Annotated in this window: 12 protein-coding genes; 4 read left to right on the top strand and 8 right to left on the bottom strand. The window is 70.9% G+C overall.

From position 1 onward, the window contains the following. Positions 1-44: 44 nt before the first annotated feature. The 3 genes from IOD16_RS06930 to IOD16_RS06920 form a co-directional block, all read right to left on the bottom strand. A complete protein-coding gene (locus IOD16_RS06930; protein WP_201439360.1) occupies positions 45-1,574 on the bottom strand; it encodes a non-reducing end alpha-L-arabinofuranosidase family hydrolase in 1,530 nt (509 codons plus the stop codon). 721 nt (positions 1,575-2,295) lie between these two features. Next, positions 2,296-4,296 carry a hypothetical protein gene (locus IOD16_RS06925; protein ID WP_201439359.1) on the bottom strand — a complete coding sequence of 667 codons (2,001 nt, stop codon included), beginning with the start codon at positions 4,294-4,296 and terminating at the stop codon, positions 2,296-2,298. Between the two features lie 315 nt (positions 4,297-4,611). Beyond that, a complete protein-coding gene (locus tag IOD16_RS06920; RefSeq protein WP_201439358.1) occupies positions 4,612-6,648 on the bottom strand; it encodes a tetratricopeptide repeat protein in 2,037 nt (678 codons plus the stop codon). Positions 6,649-6,813: 165 nt separating this feature from the next. Here IOD16_RS06920 and IOD16_RS06915 point away from each other — a divergent pair, with 165 nt between their 5' ends. Continuing rightward, positions 6,814-8,514 carry a M14 family zinc carboxypeptidase gene (locus IOD16_RS06915; protein ID WP_201439357.1) on the top strand — a complete coding sequence of 567 codons (1,701 nt, stop codon included), beginning with the start codon at positions 6,814-6,816 and terminating at the stop codon, positions 8,512-8,514. Positions 8,515-8,517: 3 nt separating this feature from the next. Here IOD16_RS06915 and IOD16_RS06910 read toward each other — a convergent pair whose 3' ends face one another. After that, entirely contained in the window at positions 8,518-10,911 is a 2,394-nt protein-coding gene (locus IOD16_RS06910) for a tetratricopeptide repeat protein (RefSeq protein WP_201439356.1), read from the bottom strand. A gap of 93 nt (positions 10,912-11,004) precedes the next feature. Between IOD16_RS06910 and IOD16_RS06905 the strand changes: the two genes are divergently transcribed. The 3 genes from IOD16_RS06905 (at position 11,005) to IOD16_RS06895 (ending at position 14,418) form a co-directional block, all read left to right on the top strand. Next, a complete protein-coding gene (locus IOD16_RS06905) occupies positions 11,005-12,198 on the top strand; it encodes a DUF6357 family protein (protein WP_201439355.1) in 1,194 nt (397 codons plus the stop codon). Beyond that, on the top strand, positions 12,195-13,019 hold the full coding sequence (locus tag IOD16_RS06900; RefSeq protein WP_201439354.1) for a DUF6357 family protein: 825 nt from the start codon (positions 12,195-12,197) through the stop codon (positions 13,017-13,019). The genes IOD16_RS06905 and IOD16_RS06900 overlap by 4 nt, the downstream gene beginning before the upstream one ends. Positions 13,020-13,158: 139 nt before the next feature. Further along, positions 13,159-14,418 (top strand): hypothetical protein, encoded by a 1,260-nt coding sequence (locus IOD16_RS06895; protein WP_201439353.1) that lies wholly within the window; start codon positions 13,159-13,161, stop codon positions 14,416-14,418. 53 nt (positions 14,419-14,471) lie between these two features. Here IOD16_RS06895 and IOD16_RS06890 read toward each other — a convergent pair whose 3' ends face one another. The 4 genes from IOD16_RS06890 to IOD16_RS06875 form a co-directional block, all read right to left on the bottom strand. After that, complete coding sequence (locus IOD16_RS06890; RefSeq protein ID WP_201439352.1) at positions 14,472-15,077, bottom strand: hypothetical protein; 606 nt, start codon at positions 15,075-15,077, stop codon at positions 14,472-14,474. A gap of 88 nt (positions 15,078-15,165) precedes the next feature. Next, positions 15,166-17,154: a YgaP family membrane protein gene (locus IOD16_RS06885; RefSeq protein WP_201439351.1), complete on the bottom strand. Its 1,989-nt coding sequence runs from the start codon at positions 17,152-17,154 to the stop codon at positions 15,166-15,168. Continuing rightward, positions 17,151-18,014: a 5'-methylthioadenosine/S-adenosylhomocysteine nucleosidase family protein gene (locus IOD16_RS06880; RefSeq protein ID WP_236594793.1), complete on the bottom strand. Its 864-nt coding sequence runs from the start codon at positions 18,012-18,014 to the stop codon at positions 17,151-17,153. Before IOD16_RS06880 ends, IOD16_RS06885 begins: the two co-directional genes overlap by 4 nt. Before the next feature lie 202 nt (positions 18,015-18,216). Continuing rightward, positions 18,217-18,915, bottom strand: coding sequence for an NUDIX hydrolase (locus IOD16_RS06875; RefSeq protein WP_201439349.1), 699 nt, complete (start codon positions 18,913-18,915; stop codon positions 18,217-18,219). Positions 18,916-19,185 lie beyond the last annotated feature (270 nt).

The raw sequence follows: 19,185 nt of genomic DNA, 5'->3' as shown, positions 1-19,185 counted from the left end.
GGGTGGAGCGCCGGCCCGGTTCGAGTCGACTTCGCGTCAGGCGATCAGCGCTGGAGCGTCAGCACGCCCGGGCGGTACGGCAGCAGGCCGTAGTCCACGCCGTTGGAGCGGGGGTCGCGGCCCTGGTAGAGCAGTTGCAGGTTGCAGGGGTTGATGGTCTTGGTCTGGTCGGCGTTGGTGCGGATGAGGTCGCCGTGGCTGATGTCGTTGGTCCAGCTAGCGCCGCTGTTGGCCTTGCCGGCGAAGGGGTTGGACTCGGTGGCGGCCTGCGGGGTCCAGGAGCCGCTGAGGCTGCTGGAGGTGAAGGACCGGAAGTAGCGGCCGTTGGAGCCGATGGCCTCGACGATCATCAGGTACTGGTTCTGGCCCTGGACCTTGTAGACCTCGGGCGCCTCGAACAGGTTGTTCGTGGTGTCGCTCATGATGGTCGTGTAGGAGGAGCCGAAGCTGCCCGGGAAGTTGCCCAGGGGCATGACCTGGCGGTAGATCTTGCCGTTGTCACCGGCGAAGAACAGGTACATGTTCTGGCCGTCGCCGATGAGCGTCTGGTCGATCGGCCCCGTGCCGGAGCCGGAGATGCTCGCCGTCGACAGCACCTGCGGCGAGGACCAGCCGTTGGGGTTGGTGGGGTCGCTGGAGGTGCGGTAGGTGAACGCGGTCCCGCCCCACTGGTAGGCGAGCACCCAGATGTTCTTCGGGGCGAAGTAGATCAGCGTGGGCGCGACGGTGCCGGAGTTCATGGCCTGCTGCGGCGCCGAGGCCATGTCCGACCAGTTGGTGAACAGCCCGAAGTTCATCGACCCCCACGACGAGCCCATGTCGTGCGTGGTGCCGTAGACCAGGTGCTTGCCGTTGTAGGGCACGTAGGTGAAGTCCTTGAGCGAGACCCACCCGGACCTCGGGTTCGCCAACGACCCGGTCGACGACCAGCGGTAGGTCGACGGCAGCGAGCACGTGCCGGGGTTCGAGGTCGTGGTCGTGGTCGTCGGGTTCGTCCCGCCGCCGACGCGCACGAGCTGCCACTGCTGGTTGGCGCCGCCCCAGTCGCTGTACTGCACGACGTTGCCGCCGTCGGCGGTGGACGCGCCCTGCACCTCGACCGCCTTGTTGCTGTTGCGGTTGACCAGGCGCACGTAGCCGCCGTCGGAGTCGGCGAGCCGGAACTGCTGGTTGGTGCCGTTGCCGTCGGCCCACTGCACGATGTTGGCGCCGTCGGCGGTGGAGAAGTTGTAGACGTCCAGCACCTTGCCCGACAGCCTCGACTTCACCCGGTAGTAGCCGCCGCCGGAGTCGACGAACTGCCACTGCTGCTGGTTGCCGTCGTTGCGCGCCCACTGGGTGATGCGGGCGCCGTCGTTCGTGGCCAGGTTGTAGACGTCCAACGCCTTGCCGCTGTTGCGGTTCACCAGCACGTACCAGGCGTTCGTGTCGACGGTCGCCGCCGACGCGGGCGCCGCGCTGAACGCCGCCACGAGCCCGCCGAGCAGCACGGCGACGACGGCGGTGACGCCGATCGCGCGCCGTCTGGGGGCACGTGGGTCGGCGGTGGTCGGGTGATGGCCTGATCCGGCCATGGGCGGGCTCCTCTTCGTCGAGGTGGGGGACAAACCGCGGCACGGGCACGCTCGGACGACCGCTTGCGCCGAGTGGTCCATCACGTGCCCTCTGAACGAACGACGATTACGTCGGCGTGGACGACTCGAGGACCGAAAAGGGGCGCACGGACTGAGGCGCCACTGCCGCGGGTGCCGATCGCATTCACCAGACTGTGAAGGATGATTTCCGTGCGGTCAAGACGCGACGAAAAAGTTTCGCCCGGTAATCAGTCGACCAACCGCGACACATTGTGGACTGCTAAAAACAACGCCGAAAATTTAGCTCCACCGACCCACAACCGCCCAGGTCAGACCACTCGCCCCACCGAGCCCGCAGCACCGTCGCGCCAACGCTGGAACTGCTAAACTTTAGCGCCGCTAACCGCCGTGCCGCCACTTCGCCGACGCTACCCGAACACGTCCCGACGATACGCCCACCACAATGCCGCGCACCACGTGCCACCCCGCCGGCCCGAGCCGCGATCGAGTCCTGCGCCGCGCCCCGACGGATTCGGCACCCCGCAGCCGACGACCCGTGACCGCCGCCCGCGCGGTGAGCTGCTCGACGCCGAGTGCGGCCGAACGGACGCGTTGCCGCGGTAGGGGCACGCACCTGCCCACCCACCAGAACGCCGATGCCGCCCACGCGACCGGAGGTGCGTGTGCGGCATCGGCCGGCACGAGGGCGATCGGCCCGCGACTACGCCCGGTGGGGGCGGTTCAGGGGCACCGCCTTCGGGGTGGGCAGCGGAGCCCGGACCGACGCGGTCGAGGCCGAGGACGTCGGCCCGTCCAGGAAGAACGTGCCGACGACGTCCACCAGGACGTGGGTCGAGCCGTGGTTGTTGTAGACGTGGAACCCGTTCTCCGGGCCGATCATCGTCTGCACCGCGTTCGGCACGATCGTCCCGGCGGACGGGTTGAGGTTGGACGTCTCGGGCCGCTCCAGCCCGGTGTACCCCGCCGGCCACACCGTCAGGAAGGTGGACGCGGTCGGCGCGACCGCGGTGACGTTGGTCGCCAACGCCCACGTCGCGGCGCCGGCGACCGAACCCGGCGCGACGATCGTCGCCGTGGCGCCGTGGCCGAGCGCCGACGACCAGCCCAGGCCCTCGCGCGTGTCGGTGATCCGCTCGGGCACGACCGGCACGAAGCGCAGCCCACCCGGCAACGTGCTGTCGTCGTAGAAGCCCACGATGTCCACGATGACGTGGCTGTCCTGGCTGGTGTACACGCCGATGGACGGCGCGTTCGACCCACCGCAGTCGGAGCACCTCATGGTCGGCACGACCGCGAAGTTCGTCACGGTGTCGTCGGCCCCGTAGTTCAACGTGGACGTGGCGGGCAGGCCCGGGCCCCAGCCGTTCCAGGCGGTGACGTAGCCCGGCGCACGCGTGTCGGTGACGGTGATGTTGACCGCGAAGGCGCGGACCGTCCAGTTGGTGGAGGAGTCCCACGACGCGGGCACGGTGACGTAGTAGCCCGCCGGGAGCCGGCCGATGCCCCACTCGCGGGTGTCGGCCAGGCGCACCGGGCTCGCCAACGGCTGGTACTGCCCGCCCTGGTAGCTCGGCCGGCCCTTGGAGTAGAAGCCGTTGATGTCGGCGACGAGGTGCACGGCCGCGCCGTGGTTGTACAGGGTGACCGCGCCGTCCGCGCCCACCTTCACCGTCACCGAGTTCGCCCCGGTCCACCCCCGCGCGTAGTTCAACGACGACACCGTCGGCCGCGCCACACCGGTCGGGTAGACGGAGATGTGGCCCGCGCCGGACGGCTCGGTGACGGTCACGTTCAGCACGACCGTGGACGCCTCGACCGGCACCCCGCCCTGGCCCGTCAACTGCAGGCGCAGCGACTGGCCGGAACCGACCACGGCCCGCGGCGCGCCCTGACCGGAACGGGTGTCCAGCACGCGGTGAGGCGTCACCGGGAAGTAGGTGCCCCGGTCACCGCGGGCGTCGTAGCCGTTCAGCTTCAGCAGGCGCCTGACCGAGCCGCCGAAGGAGTCCTCCGGCAGGGTCAGCAGCGCCGTCTGCTCGCCCTTCCCGAAGGCCGACGGCGTGACGGTCAGCGAGCACTTCTGCCCGTAGGAGAGGGTTCTGCCCGAGCAGGTGTCCGCCGTGACCTGGAACGAGCCGGGGTTCGCGCCCGACAACACCGCCGTGCCGAAGGTCGACGGCAGGGTGCCGTTGACCTCGACCGGCACCTCCATCGGCGTGCCCGTCCGTCCCCACGGCTGGTCGCCGAACCGGAGCTGGTGGTCCCAGCTGTCGACGGCCCGGTAGTCGAGGGCCGACCGGAACCTGATCTGGCCCTTGGCCGTGCGGTCGGGGTTGGCGCACCGCATCGAGTAGTCGGCCGCGAACGTGGTGAACTGGCCGGTGGCCTCGTCGTAGCCGACCTCGTGGACGTCGAGCGTGCCCGAGCCGGGCCCGGGCGCCGCACACCCCCGCCCGTCGCCGCTGATGTTGAACACCGTGATCGAGTCCAGCGGCGAGTAGGACGTCGCCGTCGGGTACGACCGGCCCGCCTCGAACCGCGTCCCGTTCGGCGGCGAGACGTCGAAGTGGTGCCAGTGGCCGGTGACGTACCCGTGCATCGACAACGCGTACCCGTTGGTCGTCTGCTGGTAGACGTTGACCGTGCTGCGGGACGGCTCGTAGGAGAAGCTCCCGTCCACGTCCCAGCCCTCGAAGTGCACCGTCAGAGCCGTGTGCGGCGCAACCGGCGGCCCCGCCGCGACCGCTGCCGGCGCCCCCACCACCAACGTCGTCCCCACGAGAAGCGCGGCGGCGCAGGCTCTGGCGCCACGGAAAGTGCGCACGAATTTCCCCCCGGTGAAGTGGTCGCGGCAGAAACAACGCCCGCGTCCCGCGCACAATAAGCAACCGCCGCCGGCCGGGGCAACAACTGCCGATGCCCCGCCTGGACACGTCCGGGAACCCGGACCCGCGCACCCGGAGTGCGGTCCCACCGGCGCCTCGGGTCAGCCCAGTCTGGCGGAGATCAGCTCGGCTTAAGCGGTGCGGTTCTGCGCGACGTAGAGGCTGAGCGCCCGTCGCCACTGCGTTGTCGCCGCAGCCACGTCCACGGCGGCGTAAGCATCTCCGAGGCTCGCCGTGGCGTCGGCCTCCTTGTAGGTGTTCTGCAGGAACCGGAAGCCCGCCACCGCCTCCTGGTAATGCGCCACGGCCCGGTCGTGGCGGCCGCTCATGTGGTCGACGTAACCGAGGCAGGCCGCCGCCTCGGCAACGCCGTACCGGTTGCCGTGCAGGCGCTGCACCCGCATCGACTCCACGCCGAAGTTCCGGGCCTCCGCGTGATTGCCCACTCCCGCCTGCGCCCAGGCCGCGGTCGTGAGACCGAGCGCGGTCCTCAACGGGTTCCCGAGCCTCCGATACCGGTCCAGGGCTTCGAGCGCGTGGACGACCGCTTGGCCGTGCCGGCCGCGGCGGGAGGAGTTGCGGGAGAGCGTGCGCAGCGCGGCGGCTTCGCACGACAGGTCGACGCTGCGGGCCAGGCCGATGGCCGCGCGGAGCCGGTCCTCGGCCTCGTCGAACCGGCCCAGCCGGGAGCACGCCTGCCCCATCTGCCGGTGCGCCCAGGCCAGTCGGTGACGGTCACCCAGGCCTCGTGCGGCTTCCAGGGCGGTCGTCCACGTGTCGTAGTAGTCGTGCAGGCGTCCCTGCCAGCGCTGGAAGTCCGTGAGGTGCCAAGCCAGGCTCCAGGCCCGCTCGTACCACTTGCGCCGCAGGGCCTCCTGCTGCACGGCCAGCAGGTTGCGGTGTTCCGCGCCGAACCACGGCAGCACGTCGGATGCGTCGATGCCGGCGGCCGGACCGTCGGCGGCGGACGCCGTCTTGTACGGGGACAGCAGGAGATCCGCCGCCCGCGCGGTGCTCAGGTAGTGGTCGACGAGACGTCGGAGTGCGGTGTCGTCCCCACCGGCCGACTCCCAGGCGTACAGGCGGACCAGGTCGTGCATCCGGTAGCGGCCCTCGTCGACCCACTGGACGAGATTCATCGTCTCCAGGTTGTCGAGCAGCGGGACGATGTCGTCCGCGGGACGGTCGGCGAGGGCAGCCAAGGCGGTCACGTGGAGGTCCTGCCCGGGGCTCACGGCCAGCAACCCGAAGATTTCACGTGCCTCGTCGGTGAGTGCCGCGGCCGAGTTGGCGAGCACCTCGCGCACGCTCTCCGAACCGTCCTTCGTCTTCATCGCCTCAAGTCCTCGGGCCGCCAGCTCCCGGGCGAGGGCGGACAGCGACAAGGTCGGGCGGTCGATCGCACGCCCGGCCGCGATCAGCAGCGGCAACGGCCACTGCCCGCAGCGCCGGGCGATCTCGGCCACGGCTGCGGGCTCGGCCACCAGTCGGTCGTCGCCCTCGGGCAGCGACCGCTCGAACAGGGCGCCCGCCTCGACGACGCTCAGCGCGTCCAGCCGTCGCAGGCTGAACCCGCTGATCCGCAGGCCGTCCAGGTGGGCCCGACCGGCCGCGATCAACGTGGCGTGCGAAGAGCCCGGCAGCAACGCCCGGATCTGCTCCGGAGACTCCGCGTTGTCCGCGAAGACCAGCACCCTCCGCCGGCCGAGAACCGTCCGGTAGTGCTTGCCGAGCTCCTCCGGATCCCGGGGGATCGACTCGTCCGGCTCGCCGAGCGCCTCCAGGAAGCGGCGGAGCACGGCACCGACCGCCGGTCGGACCGCCGACGCGTCGGGACCGCGCAGGTCCACGTACAACTGGCCGTCTTCGTACCGGTCCCGACGCGAGTGCGCCCAGTGCAGGAGGAGCCCCGTCTTGCCCGTCCCACCGATACCGCTCACGTACGGCGCGTGCCCGTCGGCAACCACCTGGTCCAGCCACCGCAGCTCCGCGGACCGCCCGACGAACGACGGAGGCCCTTTCGGCAACTGCGCGGGCCTACCCGGCGGGTGCCTGGGAACCGAGATGTGGACGCCACCCGTGATCCGCCCCGCCTGCACCGCGATCCCGACGGACTCGGCATCGACCTTGTTGCGCCATGAGGCGGCGTCATCACCGGCCCGGTCCACTCGCCAACGGTAACCCACCGGTCCGGCATCACCGCGCCGCCGGCCGCCACCGGCCACGAGGTCTTCAAGGGCAGACTTCGCGTTCCTGTCGTGATCGACAGCTTCCGCGCCCGCAGGGGCTGGGAAGGTGATCGGACCGCCGCTCCCCGGCCCAGGAAGGATCCGATGAAGCGAAACCGATCACGGCTCGCCCTGTTGTGCGTTGCCGCCGCACTCGTGGCCACCGGTCCGGCGGCAGCGTCCCCGGACGACCGAGACCTCCTCTACGAGGTGCACGCCCCGCTGGGCGCCGAGCAGGCGCTGTTCGCCGGCGGTTTCGACGTGATGGAGCACCGCGAAGGCGACAGCCTGTTCGTGCTGGGCGACTCGGCCACGGGCGCCGCGCTCGAACGGGCCGGGTTCACCGCCGCCGTCGACCAGGTGCTGCCCGAGCCGTCCGCCGGGTTCACGGCCGGCGCCGACACCTTCTTCGGCGGCTACCACACGGTCGACGCCCACCGGCAGCACCTGGACCAGGTCGCCCACGACCACCCCGACCTCGCCACCGTCGTCGACTACGGCGACTCCTGGCGGAAGACCCGGAACCGCGGCGGGCACGACCTGCTCGCCATCTGCATCACCCGCAAGCGCACCGGTGACTGCGCGCTCACCCCCGACGCGCCCAAGCCCCGCTTCTTCGTCATGGGCCAGCTCCACTCCCGCGAGCTGACCACCGGCGAGGTCGCCTGGCGCTGGATCGACCACCTCGTCGGCAGCACCGACCCGGAGGTCGCCGCCCTGTTGGACACCACCGAGTTCTGGGTCGTGCCGGTCGCCAACCCCGACGGCGTGCAGAACGTCCAACAAGGCGGTGACTCGCCGGTCTCGCACCGCAAGAACGGCAACGACACCGACCACCAGGGCACCACCTGCGGCACGGTGTCGCACAGCCACCACGGGGTCGACCTCAACCGCAACACCGGCTCGAACTGGGGTCTGCAGAACGCCTCCGACGGGCAGTGCGACCAGACCTACCGCGGCACCGGGCCCGAGTCGGAGCCGGAAACCCAGGCGCTGCAAGCGCTGTGGCGTTCCCTGTACCGCGACCGCCGTGCGGCCGATCCCGCCCAGCCCGCGCCCACCGACACGACGGGTCTCGTGCTGTCACTGCACAGCTACGGCAATTACGTGCTGTTCCCGTGGAGCGGCGGCGCGCCCGACCGGCGCACCGGCAACGACGCCCCGCTGCGCGACCTCGCCCAGCGGTTGGCCGAGCTGGCGGGCCCCGGCTGGCAGTACGGGCAGTCCGGCCAGGTGCTCTACTCCGCGTCCGGCACCACCGACGACTGGGTCTACGACGACCTCGGCGTCGCCTCCTTCGTGTGGGAGATGGGCCCGCCGCCGGAGCAGGCGTGCGGCGGCTTCTTCCCCGCCCACTCCTGCCAGGACGGTTTCTTCTGGCCCAAGGCGCTGCCCATGCTGCTGCACTCGGCCCGCCACACCGCCGCCCCGTACGCGCCGGTGCCCGAGCCGCCGGCCGACTGCGCCACCCGGATCGACGACACCGACACCCCGATCATCACCCGCACCCCGCCGGTGACCGTGAGCCTCACCGTCACGGGCTGCGCCGGTGACGCCCGCTCCGCCTCGCAGGTCGAGGTGCACTTCAAGAACCTGACGGGCTCCATCATCACGCTGGACCTGATCGCCCCCGACGGCACCGCCTACCGCCTCCAGCACCAGCGGGTGAGCTCCCTGCCGGACCCCGGCGGCTCCTTCACCGTCGACCTGTCCCGCGAGTCCCGTGACGGCACCTGGCAGCTGCGGGTGCACAACGTCATCTGGGTGGGCACCGGCGACCTCGACCGCTGGAGCCTGACCCTGTAACGCCTACCAGGAGGGATCGCCGCCGCCACCGCCACGCGCCGCGCCGGCGGCGATCCCCCTGGTGAAGCCGCGGAGTCGGTCGTGGAGGCCGGGCACGTCGAGCTGGGCCGCCAAGCGGTTCATGGCGCGCACGTGGCGCGCACGCCGCGCGTCGGTGGTGACGTGGGTGAGGTGGGCGTGGGTCCAGGCCTGGGAGTAGCGGTCGTGGATCGACTCGTAGAGCTCCAACGCCTGGCGGTAGAGGGCGCCGGCGGCGGCGCTGTCCGATTGGCGGAAGGCGATCCGGCCCAGCCCGTTGAGGGTGTTGGCTTCACCCAGCACGTCACCCACCCGCTTGAACAACGGCAAGGCGTGGTCGTACCGGACGCGGGCGGTGGCGTCGTCCGACTCGTCGAACGCGATGTCGCCGAGCCGGCTCAGGGTGTTGGCCTCGCCCAGCACCGAACCGACCTGCCGGTACAGCGGCAGAGCCCGGTCGTAGAGGGCACGGGCAGCGGCGCCCGACTCGCGGGACGCGATGTTGCCGAGCGAGCTCAGGATGTTCGCCTCGCCCAGCACCGAACCGACCTGCCGGTACAGCGGCAAGGCCTGGTCGTAGAGGGCACGGGCAGCGGTGTCGTCGGACTTGATGAACGCGATGTTGCCGAGGTCCTTCAGCGTGTTGGCTTCACCCTGCACGTCACCCAACCGCTTGAACAGCCGCAGCGCCTGGTCGTAGCGGGCGCGGGCGGTGCCGTTGGCCGACTCGCGGAACGAGAGCCGGCCGAGGTTCACCAGCGTGTTGGCCTCGCCCAGCACCGAGCCGACTTGCCGGTACAGCGGCAGCGCTTGGTCGTACAGGGCGCGGGCGGCGGCGTCGTCGGACTCGATGAACGCGATGTTGCCGAGGTCCTTCAAGGTGTCGGCTTCACCCAGCACGTCACCCACCTGCCTGGACAGCGGCAGGGCCCGGCCGTGCAGGGCTCGGGCGTGGGCGTGGTCGCCGCGGGTGAAGTGCAGCTGGGCGAGGGCCCGCGTGGTGCGGGCCCGCAGTGCGGGGTCGGCGGTGTGGCCGAGGGCGTGGTGCCCGAGGTGGTGGTCGCCGAGGCCGGTGCACCGCTGGAAGTCCAGCAGGTCGGGCACGAGGGTGGCGTAGTCGGGGATCGTGGGCAGGGCCGTGCGGATCAGGTCGACGAGGTTGCCGAACTCCGGCACCGTCTCCGCGACCGCCCGTGCCCCGTCGGCGAGCCCGATCCGCGCGGCGCGGGTGGTGAGTCGTCGTGCGGGTTCGAGGAGCAGGCGCAGGGTGTCGGGGCCGGCGGGGTGGTGGGCGCGGACGTGCTCGCGCAGGGGCGCGAGGCAGCGGTGGCGGTGCTCGTCGTGGTGGATCATGGCGCGCTGCTCCAGCTCCACCAGGCCCGCCGCCATGACGTCGGGCAGGTAGAGCCCGCTCCGGTCCGCGGGCCACCCGTCGGGCAGCAACGCGGCGGCGGACAGGGCGGTGCGCGCGGCGGGGCCCAGGCGGTCCCAGGAGAGTTCGATCGAGACGGGCAGGCTGGACGTACGGTCGGGTCTGGCGCCGTGGTGGAGCAGGTCGGTGCGGGTGGCCCGCCACGCCGCCGCCAGCACGCCCAGGGCTCCGGTGGTGTCGGCGAGACCGGCCAGCAGCGTGATCGCCAGCGGCACCCCGTCCAGGCCGGCCACCAACGACGCCAGGTGCGGGTCCCGGTGCAGGTGCGTGCCGGCCACCTCCAGGAACAGCTCGACCGCCACCGACGCCGGCAACGGCCCCACGCGCACCTTCACCGCCCCGGCGCCCGCAGCGGGCACACCGCCGCGTGACCCCACCCCCACCGCCACTGCGCCCAACGCCCTCAGCTGGCCGAGCAGCTCCACCGCGCCCGCCGGGTCGGTGTCGGTCAGGGTCTCGAAGTTGTCCCACACCACCACCGCCGGCCCCGCCGCCAGGAACTCGAGCACCCGGTTGCGCACGTGCTCGCCGAGCGGCACGCCGAGGACCAGCGCAGCCTTGTCCATCACCGCGCCGGCCGACGTGACGCCCTCGCAGGACACCAGGAACCGGCGCGGCCCGAACGCCGCCTTCACCGCCGGGTCGTCCAGAGCGGCGGCCAGCAGGGTCGACTTCCCCATGCCCGGTCCACCGGACACCACCACCCACCGCTGCGAGCACCACCCGCGCACCACCGACGCGACCTCCCCGGCACGCCCCAGCACGAGTCCGGGCACGGGCGGAGGCACCGGCGCCGACCCACCGGCGCCGGCCATGTCCAGCACGACGTCCCCGCCCGCCTGAACCACGAGCGAGCCCGCCGAGGCCACCGCGCTCTGCTCCACAGCGCCCACCGCCTCGTCACGACGACCGCCCGCGCTCGGACGGCCACCCGGGAACCGATCCACCTACGACATCCCGCGCCGGCCCCGCCGCACAAGGCACAATTGCGGACTCCGGCGCAGTGCGCCCCGGCGCGACCGAACACACCGAGGACGGCGATGCGACCACTGACCTTCAGCGACGGGAGGGGCAACGCGCAGCAGTGGCTCCCCGACAGCCCTCAGTCCGCCCTCGACGCGTTCCAGGACTTCCTCACCCGACACCGCGGTGACGACAACTCGTCGTTCCGCATCGAGGACGAGGAGAACGAAGAGGCGCTGGTGCTCCACCTCGACGCCGGGACCGTCTGCCGGGTCAAGGGGACGCAGGACCCGCGGGCCGAGTACCGCCTCGTCGGCAACGACGGCGCCCACCGCAGGCACGTGCTCATGTTCGTCCACGGCGGCTTCACCGCCCTCGACCGCCACGGTCCCTGGCTGCCGGACGCCGCGGCCCTCGCCCGGGCACGTCTCCGCGTCGAGTTCGACGGTTCCGCGCTGCGCCGCACCCACCCGCGCGAACTGCGCCGTCGGCTGGAGATCCTGACCCGCGTCGACGGGCGGGAGCCGATCACGGTCGACGACGTCACGCGCTTCGGCTTCGGCAACGGCGGTGGCGACACTGTCAACGCCTGGTTCACCGCGGGCGGTCGTGGCCTGGTGGTGACTTTCGACCACACCAGCGCGCTCAACCTGACCGACGACCCGCGGGCGCAGGCGGCGCTGTACGACGGCGTGCCGCCCGACCTCCTCGCTCTGGTGCGGGACGTGCCGGGGACGGGCACGACGCTCGACGTCCCGCATCCCGACGGCGGCACCTCGGTCGCGGCCACCGGCGTCTTCACCTTCTCCGGTCCCTGCGCCATGGCGGACGGCCTGGTGGCCCGCTTGCAGGCCGCACAGCTGCGCATCGAGGACACCGGGGTCGGCCGGCTGGTCGAGGACTTCCTGACGATGGGGGACTTCACCCCCGCCGCGGTCGCGGAGGCAGCGAAGTGGTGGACCGCCGAAGCCATCGAGCGAGGCTTCGCCGCGACCCCCGGGCAGGAGGAACCCGCGCCACTCGACCGGAGGGCGACCGAACGCTTCTGCCGGCTCTGGGCCGACTCCGGGTACAACGATCGCTGGGACGTGCACTACGTCCTCTTCGACGGCGACACCGTCGAAGAGGCGGGCGAGGCCCGGGACGAACTCCTCGAGGTGATCCGGACGCTCGGACTCCAGCGCGTCGACGCCCCACCGGGGGCCGCGACCGGCGAGGTGTGGGTCCGCACGGACCCCCGCATCGACGCCGAGCTCGGGCACTGGTCGTGACCGGGGGCGCGGGCGAAGTCCTCTTCGCCCGGGAGAACGGCTGGATCCCGCAGGTGATCCGGGTCGACGGCGAGCTCGAGCTCCGACTCGGCGCCGGGGCCGACGCCAACCACGACCCCCGCACGTTCCACGTTCCGCTCTCCGAGGCCCACCTCGACGTGATCCGGGGCGACCTGACCCGCCACTTGCTGCTGTGGAGCGCGATCCTGCCCTTGTGCACGGCCGCCGGCACCCGTGGCCCCCTCGACGAACGCGCGGCGGTCGCGCTGCTGGACCCGGTCCTCTTCGGCACGCCCGACGACGTCGAGTCGTTGTTCCGGGACATCCCCTGGGACAAGCGGCAGCTCATCGCGCACGGCGCGGACGTCGGGATGCTCGACCGCGGCCAGGTGCTCGCCGCGCTGCGTTCGGCGACCGAGCAGTCCGACTGGCGTCGCGTCCACACCTACGACGCGGACCGCGACCGCGCCCGCCGCGGCGTGCGACTCACCCCGCTCGACGCGGCGCTCCTCAAGTACACGGGCCGCTACCTGCACGGCGGGCGGATCCCGACCCGCGAGCCCGACGCCGTCGACCCCGACCTGCTGCCCGAGGTCATGCGGGTCATCGCGACCGCCGAGCAGGCGTGCGCCGGGATGGGGATCTCCCCTGATCGGCGCGCGGGCCGGAACCACTCGAACAAGGATAGCGAGTGGACCCTGATGGAGCGGGCGGTCGACCACGCGGTTCGCCGCGCCTACCCGGACCTCGTCGACGACGCGGTGCGCACCGTGAGCTTCCTGATGTGCTCCGAAGCCGCCGCCCGGGCACGGAGGTCCTGAGGTTCGCGTCGTCGCCCTCCACCGCTCACGACGCAGGCGCCCTCGTCAACGAGGTCCCGGGATTCTGCTTCGGTCTTGACCGCCGGCAACCGACGTGAACCAATTTCACGTCAGATCGGCCGTCAACGAGGAGGTCGTCATGCCCCTGCTTCGACGCCCGGCGCTGACGACGGCGCTCGCCGTCGTCCTCGCCTGGTCCGGTGTCACCGCCGCCGCCGAACCCGCTCCGGCAGCCGCCGCGCTCCCCACCGCCGCCGTCGCGATCGGCGACAGCTTCATCAGCGGCGAGGGCGCCGGCGCCTACCAGCCGGTGACCGACGTCAACGGCGTGCTCCAGGGGTTCCCGGGCTGGTCCGCGCCGAACGACAACGCCTTCTTCTGCCACCGGTCCGCCAACGCCTCCCTGCACCGGGCCGACCTGCCCGGCATCCAGGCCAGGTTCAACCTCGCCTGCTCGGGCGGGCAGCCGCACGACGTGCTCAACCCGTCGGGCAGCCGGACCAAGGGGCGCGCCGTCACCTCCCAGCTCGACCAGCTCCGCGCGGTGGCCGCCACCCACGACATCGACCTGGTCCTGGTCGGCCTCGGCTCGAACAACAGCTCGTTCACCTTCGGCGACGTGGCCACGCTGTGCGCCAACCGCTTCATCGCCGACGCCTGGACCGGGTGGTGGGAGTTCTGGGCCTACCTCGGCGGCCCGGTGCCGCAGGAGCCGTGCGCGGTGTCCGACCTGGCCACCGAGGCGGAGATCGCGTCGGCCACCGCCGAGACCACCGCCGCCCTGCGGTCCCTGCTCACCACCCTCGCCCAGGTCGACGCCGACGGCCGCCACCGCATCGTCTTCCAGGACTACACCAACCCCCTGCCGCTGGACCTCGCCGCCCGCTACCACGAGGAGGACGGGCGCAGCGACACCCGCGACAAGTTCCGCGACCTGGGCGCCGAGCGTTACGCCGCGGGCTGCCCGGTGCACCGCGCGAGCCTCGCCCCGGGTCACGTGTTCTCCGCCCGGTTGGGCACCGTGGTGCAGGGCGCGCACGCGGCCCTGTCCGCCGAGTTCCCCGGAGCCGACCTGGTCTACGTCAACGTGCAACGCGCGTTCGACGGCGCACGGCTGTGCGAGCAGGACGGGAGCCCGGCCAACTCGCTGGCCACCCCCATCCGGCTCCAGGACGGCCCGAGCGGCACGTTCGTCACCAGCCTCTCCGGCAAGGACAAGCTGGACGTGCAGCGGATCGCCAACACCTGCGTCACCTACTTCCAGACGTGCCAGGAGTCGTGGCACCCGAACGCCGCGGGCCACACCGCCCTCGGCCGCTGCCTCACCGGCGCCGCCACCGCCACAGCCCGAGCCGTGACCTGTGTCCGGGCCGCGGACGGCACGATCACCGTCGGCTAGCTGTCCCACCCCGCCCCTCACCGATGAGGGGCGGGGTGCGACGAGGACCGGGGCTAAGCACGTCGGACTGAGAGGCCGGCGACCTCGTCCGCCCGCTCCCCCGTCGACAGGTCGGCGGCGATGACGACCCGGGCGGCGAAGCCCAGGGTGAGCAAGGCCTCGATGATCGACACCGCGAGCAGGTCGGTGCGAACGTCGCCGGTGGCCCAGTAGAGCGCCGTCGACAACAGCGACGGGACCGCGAACATCAGCAGGTCCACCACCAGCTGCGTGACCTTGTCGAGGCGCCGCAGCGGGCTGTGCCGGTGAACGGACTCCCACGCGAACAGCCCACCCAGGCGACCGTTGGTCGCCACCAGCGCCGGGGCGAGGTGTCGACGCAGGTACGCGCCGATCGCCGAGATCTTCTGGTCGTTGGCGAGGTACGTCCACCCGAGGATCACGCACACCAGAGGCAGCAGAAGCAGCAGGTGCGGCCGGCCAGCCGGTTGGATCACCAGCGCCAGCGCCGCCGTGAGGGAGGCAAGAGCGGCATACGTCAGTCGGTCGCGCAACGCGATTCGCGACTTCTGCTCGGCTTTGAGCGCGTCGTACTCCGCCAACAGGACGTCCCTGACCACGTCTTCCGGCTCGGTCCCACCAACTCGGGTTCCGTTCATCTGGGGTCGTCGCTCCTTCCGGATCGGTTTCGCACTCGTGAGCGCCCGTCCGGGCGGCAGGAGGTGCGATGTGGGGAACGGGCGCACATCACTCGGACCAGGCGTGCGACCACAGCGCTCGACGGTCGCGTTCCAGGTCGATCCACGCGGGCCCCTGATGAGCGACGGCCTCCAGGACCGGGAGAGCCGCGTCCATACCGGAGGTGGCTGCCGCGAGCCGCTCCAGTTCTGCTTTGTCGTCCACTTCCGCGTCGTCCTCGATGTCGAGACGCTCGTTGATCCTGATGATCTCCGCGCCGTCCAGGAGGCGGAGTTTGAACTCGCGATTGCGCACCTTGCGAGACGGCTCACCCGGCACCTTCTTGGCCGTCCTCTCGAGGACGCGCAGTGATGCGGACGCGATGCGGTCGTATCCGAAGACATCCCAGTTCTCGTTCTTGAACTCACCCGTAGTGAAATCCAGGTACACACGCGAGGCGCGGACACCGTGTCTGGTGAGCAGGATGACGGTAACCAGGTATGCGGTGTAGCGCGGCGGACCGTGGGGCACCAGTCCGCGCCGGGCGCCGGGCGCCAGCTGGTTGATGACCACGTGCGAAACGAGGTCGCGCTCCGCGATGTTGCCCGCACGCAGCGCCTCGGCCTTGAGGTGCGCCTTGTCCAGCGCCAGCCAGCGGGCCATCTCGCTGTCGATCGGCCGGTCGGCCAACACCTTCCGCCACCGTTGGTACTCGGCCTTCTCCTCCTCGAACAGCTCGTTCGCCTCTTTGCGCGGAAGCAGGGCCGCACGGCCGGCTGCGACGACTTCCACCAACGTGGGCATGGCGAACCAACCGCCTACCAGGATCGGCACGGCCTGCAGGCGCTGCGCCGCGAACAGCAGCAGGAGCGAACCCGCCACGGCGACCAGTGCGCCGGCGGCCTGCCACAGGCGGGCGCCACCGGGGGCGGTGGGCTCCGGTTGACCGTAGGGGTCGTGGTGGGGCCACCGCTCCGCAACCCGCCGGGCATGCCAGTCGAACAGCCACTTCAGCTCTCTGACGTCCTGTCCGCTGCGCCCGATCTGGGCGTTGAAGCGCTGCTTGAGGCGTGTGCGATACCCGATGGCGTATCGCGGCCAGTCCTTGGCGTACTCGGGGCGCGCTTCTCGGAAACAGCGTTCGATGAGCTTGTCGACGGGCGTAGGTCCGGACTGCTCGCCCTCGACCTCCGCGGTGTCGCGCCGGAGAGCCAGGTTCAACAAGTGCACCGTGTGCTCGATGCCGTAACGGGCCATGACGACGCAACCTGTCACCAACAGCAGCACCCCTCCCCAGAGGGAGAACGTCTTCGCGCCGAAGAACAGACTGGCGAACGCGAGCGCCGCGACCACGGCCCCGATGATCGCGCGCCTGCGGTCCTTGGCTTCACGGAGGAGCATCCGAGGCTCGTACCGGGGAGGTGGCGCGGGATTGGGCTCGAAGAACTTCTTCGCCCGGTCGATCCGGTTCCCGGAAAAGCGCTCAGCGCTGACCTCGTGCTTCCGCTCGGCGTTCAACTGCTGCTCGACCAGGCCGTCCACCAGCATCGACAGGTGTCTGCTGATCTCGTCCTGCCGCTCGGCGGAGAGCCTGCCGAACGCGGCCACCGCCGTGAACGACCGCTGAGCGTCAGCCGAGCGGACGTGATCGAGAATCTCCCAAACGACGCGGTGAGCCCGTTTCCACCGGTCCTCCGGCAACGAATCACAGATCTTCCAGGCATCGCGGATGCCGGCGACCAGTTCCGCGGTGAGATCTCCGAACCCGCGCTCGCTGAGCACTGCCAGTACGTAGTAATAGGTCCGCTCGGTCGACGGGTGGCTCCCGAAGACGAGGTCGCCGAACAGTTCCTCGGCCCGCCGCGGGACACCTCCGGCCAGGTAGGCCAGCGCGACCTCGTGTCGACGGTCGGGCCCGGCTCCCTTGTCGACGGTGTAGATCTTGGTCTCGTGGTAGACGCTCTCCACGTACTGCACGCCGATCTGCTGCTCGACGTAGGCGTTGTCGGACGCGACGTTCTGGTTGTCGACGTCGAAGTCGGCTAAGTCTTCCGTCATCGGAACCTCCTGGTGGAGCCGAAGTTGACGCCGATCTGCTGCCCGACCCGGGCGTTGTCCCGCGCGGTGTTGGTGTTGTGGACGACCGGGACCGCGGAGGGCGGTTCCTCGTCGACGGGGACGTCCTCGTCGGGTTCGAGCGCGGTGATCAGCGCGATGGCGAACGCGGCGGCGTTGCGGGCGGCGAGGCGCTGTCCGCCTGCCCGGTCGGCTTTGGCCTTGCGTCCGTCGGCGTGGTCGCTGATGCCGCGCACCGCCATCGCGTGCACCTGGTTGCCCAGATGAGCCGCGTGCGCGAACCCGGAGCCCTCCATCTCGACGGCCACCGCGTCGTTGTAGGAGGTGCGCAGCCGGTGGGCCAACTCCGACGTGCGGGAGTCGAGCACGACATCGCCCACCGCGATGGGGTCGAAGTGGGCGGCCGGCGTCGAGTCCCCGACCCCACCGGGCAGGAAGGAGTGCCAGGCGTCGCCACGCCGCAGTCTCCTCGCCTCCTGGTCGAGGCGGTGCGAGACGGACCAGGCGGAGGGACGTACCAGGAACTCGTCCCTCTCGCTACGACCCCCCTGATAGGAGTAGATCTTGGTAGCCACGACGACGTCGCCGATGGCCAGCCAATCCCTCAGGCCGCCGGCGACGCCGACGAACACCATGGCCGCGGGAGCGAACTCCGCGTTGGCCCGTTCGGTGAGCGTGGCGGCCGCGGTGGTGCCCGGCCCGGTCAGCGCCAGTGCGAGGCGATGCCTCGGGTGGCCTGCCACCACACCGACGTCGAACACGGTGCCGGACGGATGCCGATGCGGCCTCACATCGTCCAGGTGTTCGAGTACGGCCTCGTGTTCCACATCCAGCGCAGTCATGATGACGTTCACCGATTCTCACTCCAACACGATTCGGGGCGCCCTGGGATCGGACACCTGCGAGACGTTCGCAAGATCGGGCGTGGTGTGACGGCGACATTGGGCCATGCCCGCGACACCGCGCTTATTGTCATAGTGACATCAACTGGCGATCGACGCAAGTCACCCTGTAGAGCCAATGGTCAGATTGACAAGAACGATCTCAGGCGCCGAAGCGGGACCGCATCATCGGTGGGACCAACTCCGTCGCCCCGCCGGCGCGGTACAGGGCCGCGGGCCTGCCGTTCGGGGACGGCCGCTTGTCGCCGGTGGGCTCGACGAAGCCGTCGGCGTCGGTGACCTTGCGGTGGAAGTTCGGCTTGTCCAACGCCACCCCCCAGACCGCCTCGTACACCTCACGCAGGTCGCCGATGGTGAACTCGGGGCCGCAGAAAGCGGTGGCGATCGTGCTGAACTGCAACAGCGTGCGCGCCAGGTCCACGGCGTCCACCAGGATGCGGTCGTGATCGAAGGCCAGCGCGGCACAGGTGGCCTCGGCGACCGGTACCCACCGGGCCGCGCGCGCGTCCGATCCGGCGACCGGCACCGGCAGGTTGGGGGCGATCGCGAGGTAGGCACAGGTCACCACCCGGGGATGGCGCGGATCTCGACCGGGCTCGGAGTAGACGCCCACCTGCCGCAACCGCATCGTCCCGGCGTCGAGACCGGTCTCCTCGGCCAGCTCCCTCGCGGCTGTCCGCTCAAGGGACTCGTCACCGCGCAGGAACCCACCGGGCAACGCCAACCGCCCCTGGAACGGCTCGTTCTCCCGCTCGACGAGCAGCACGGTCAACGCACCTTCCCGAATGGTCAGTATGACCAAGTCGGCAGTGAGGGTGACCGTCTGTCGTGCGCGGCTCATGCGCGGAGACTACCTACCGAGCCCTCATCCCACGCTCGACGCCGGAAGTCGTACCGGCTCGTGACTGCCGACGGGCACCCGGATCGACGCGACGGCAGGTGCCGGTGTGGGAGAAACCGCACCCGCTCCAAGCCCCGACCAGCGCTCCGGTCAACGTGTCGACCAAGATCGAGTCCAGTAAGCCCGCCCACAGGACGTACACCACCACCAGCACCACCACGACGACCCGCAACAACCCGTACCCGATGACCGAAAGCATGGCTTCCTCCT

It is taken from the genome of Saccharothrix sp. 6-C (assembly GCF_016695385.1).
Taxonomy (GTDB): domain Bacteria; phylum Actinomycetota; class Actinomycetes; order Mycobacteriales; family Pseudonocardiaceae; genus Actinosynnema; species Actinosynnema texasense.
This window is presented reverse-complemented; position numbering and strand designations above follow the sequence as displayed.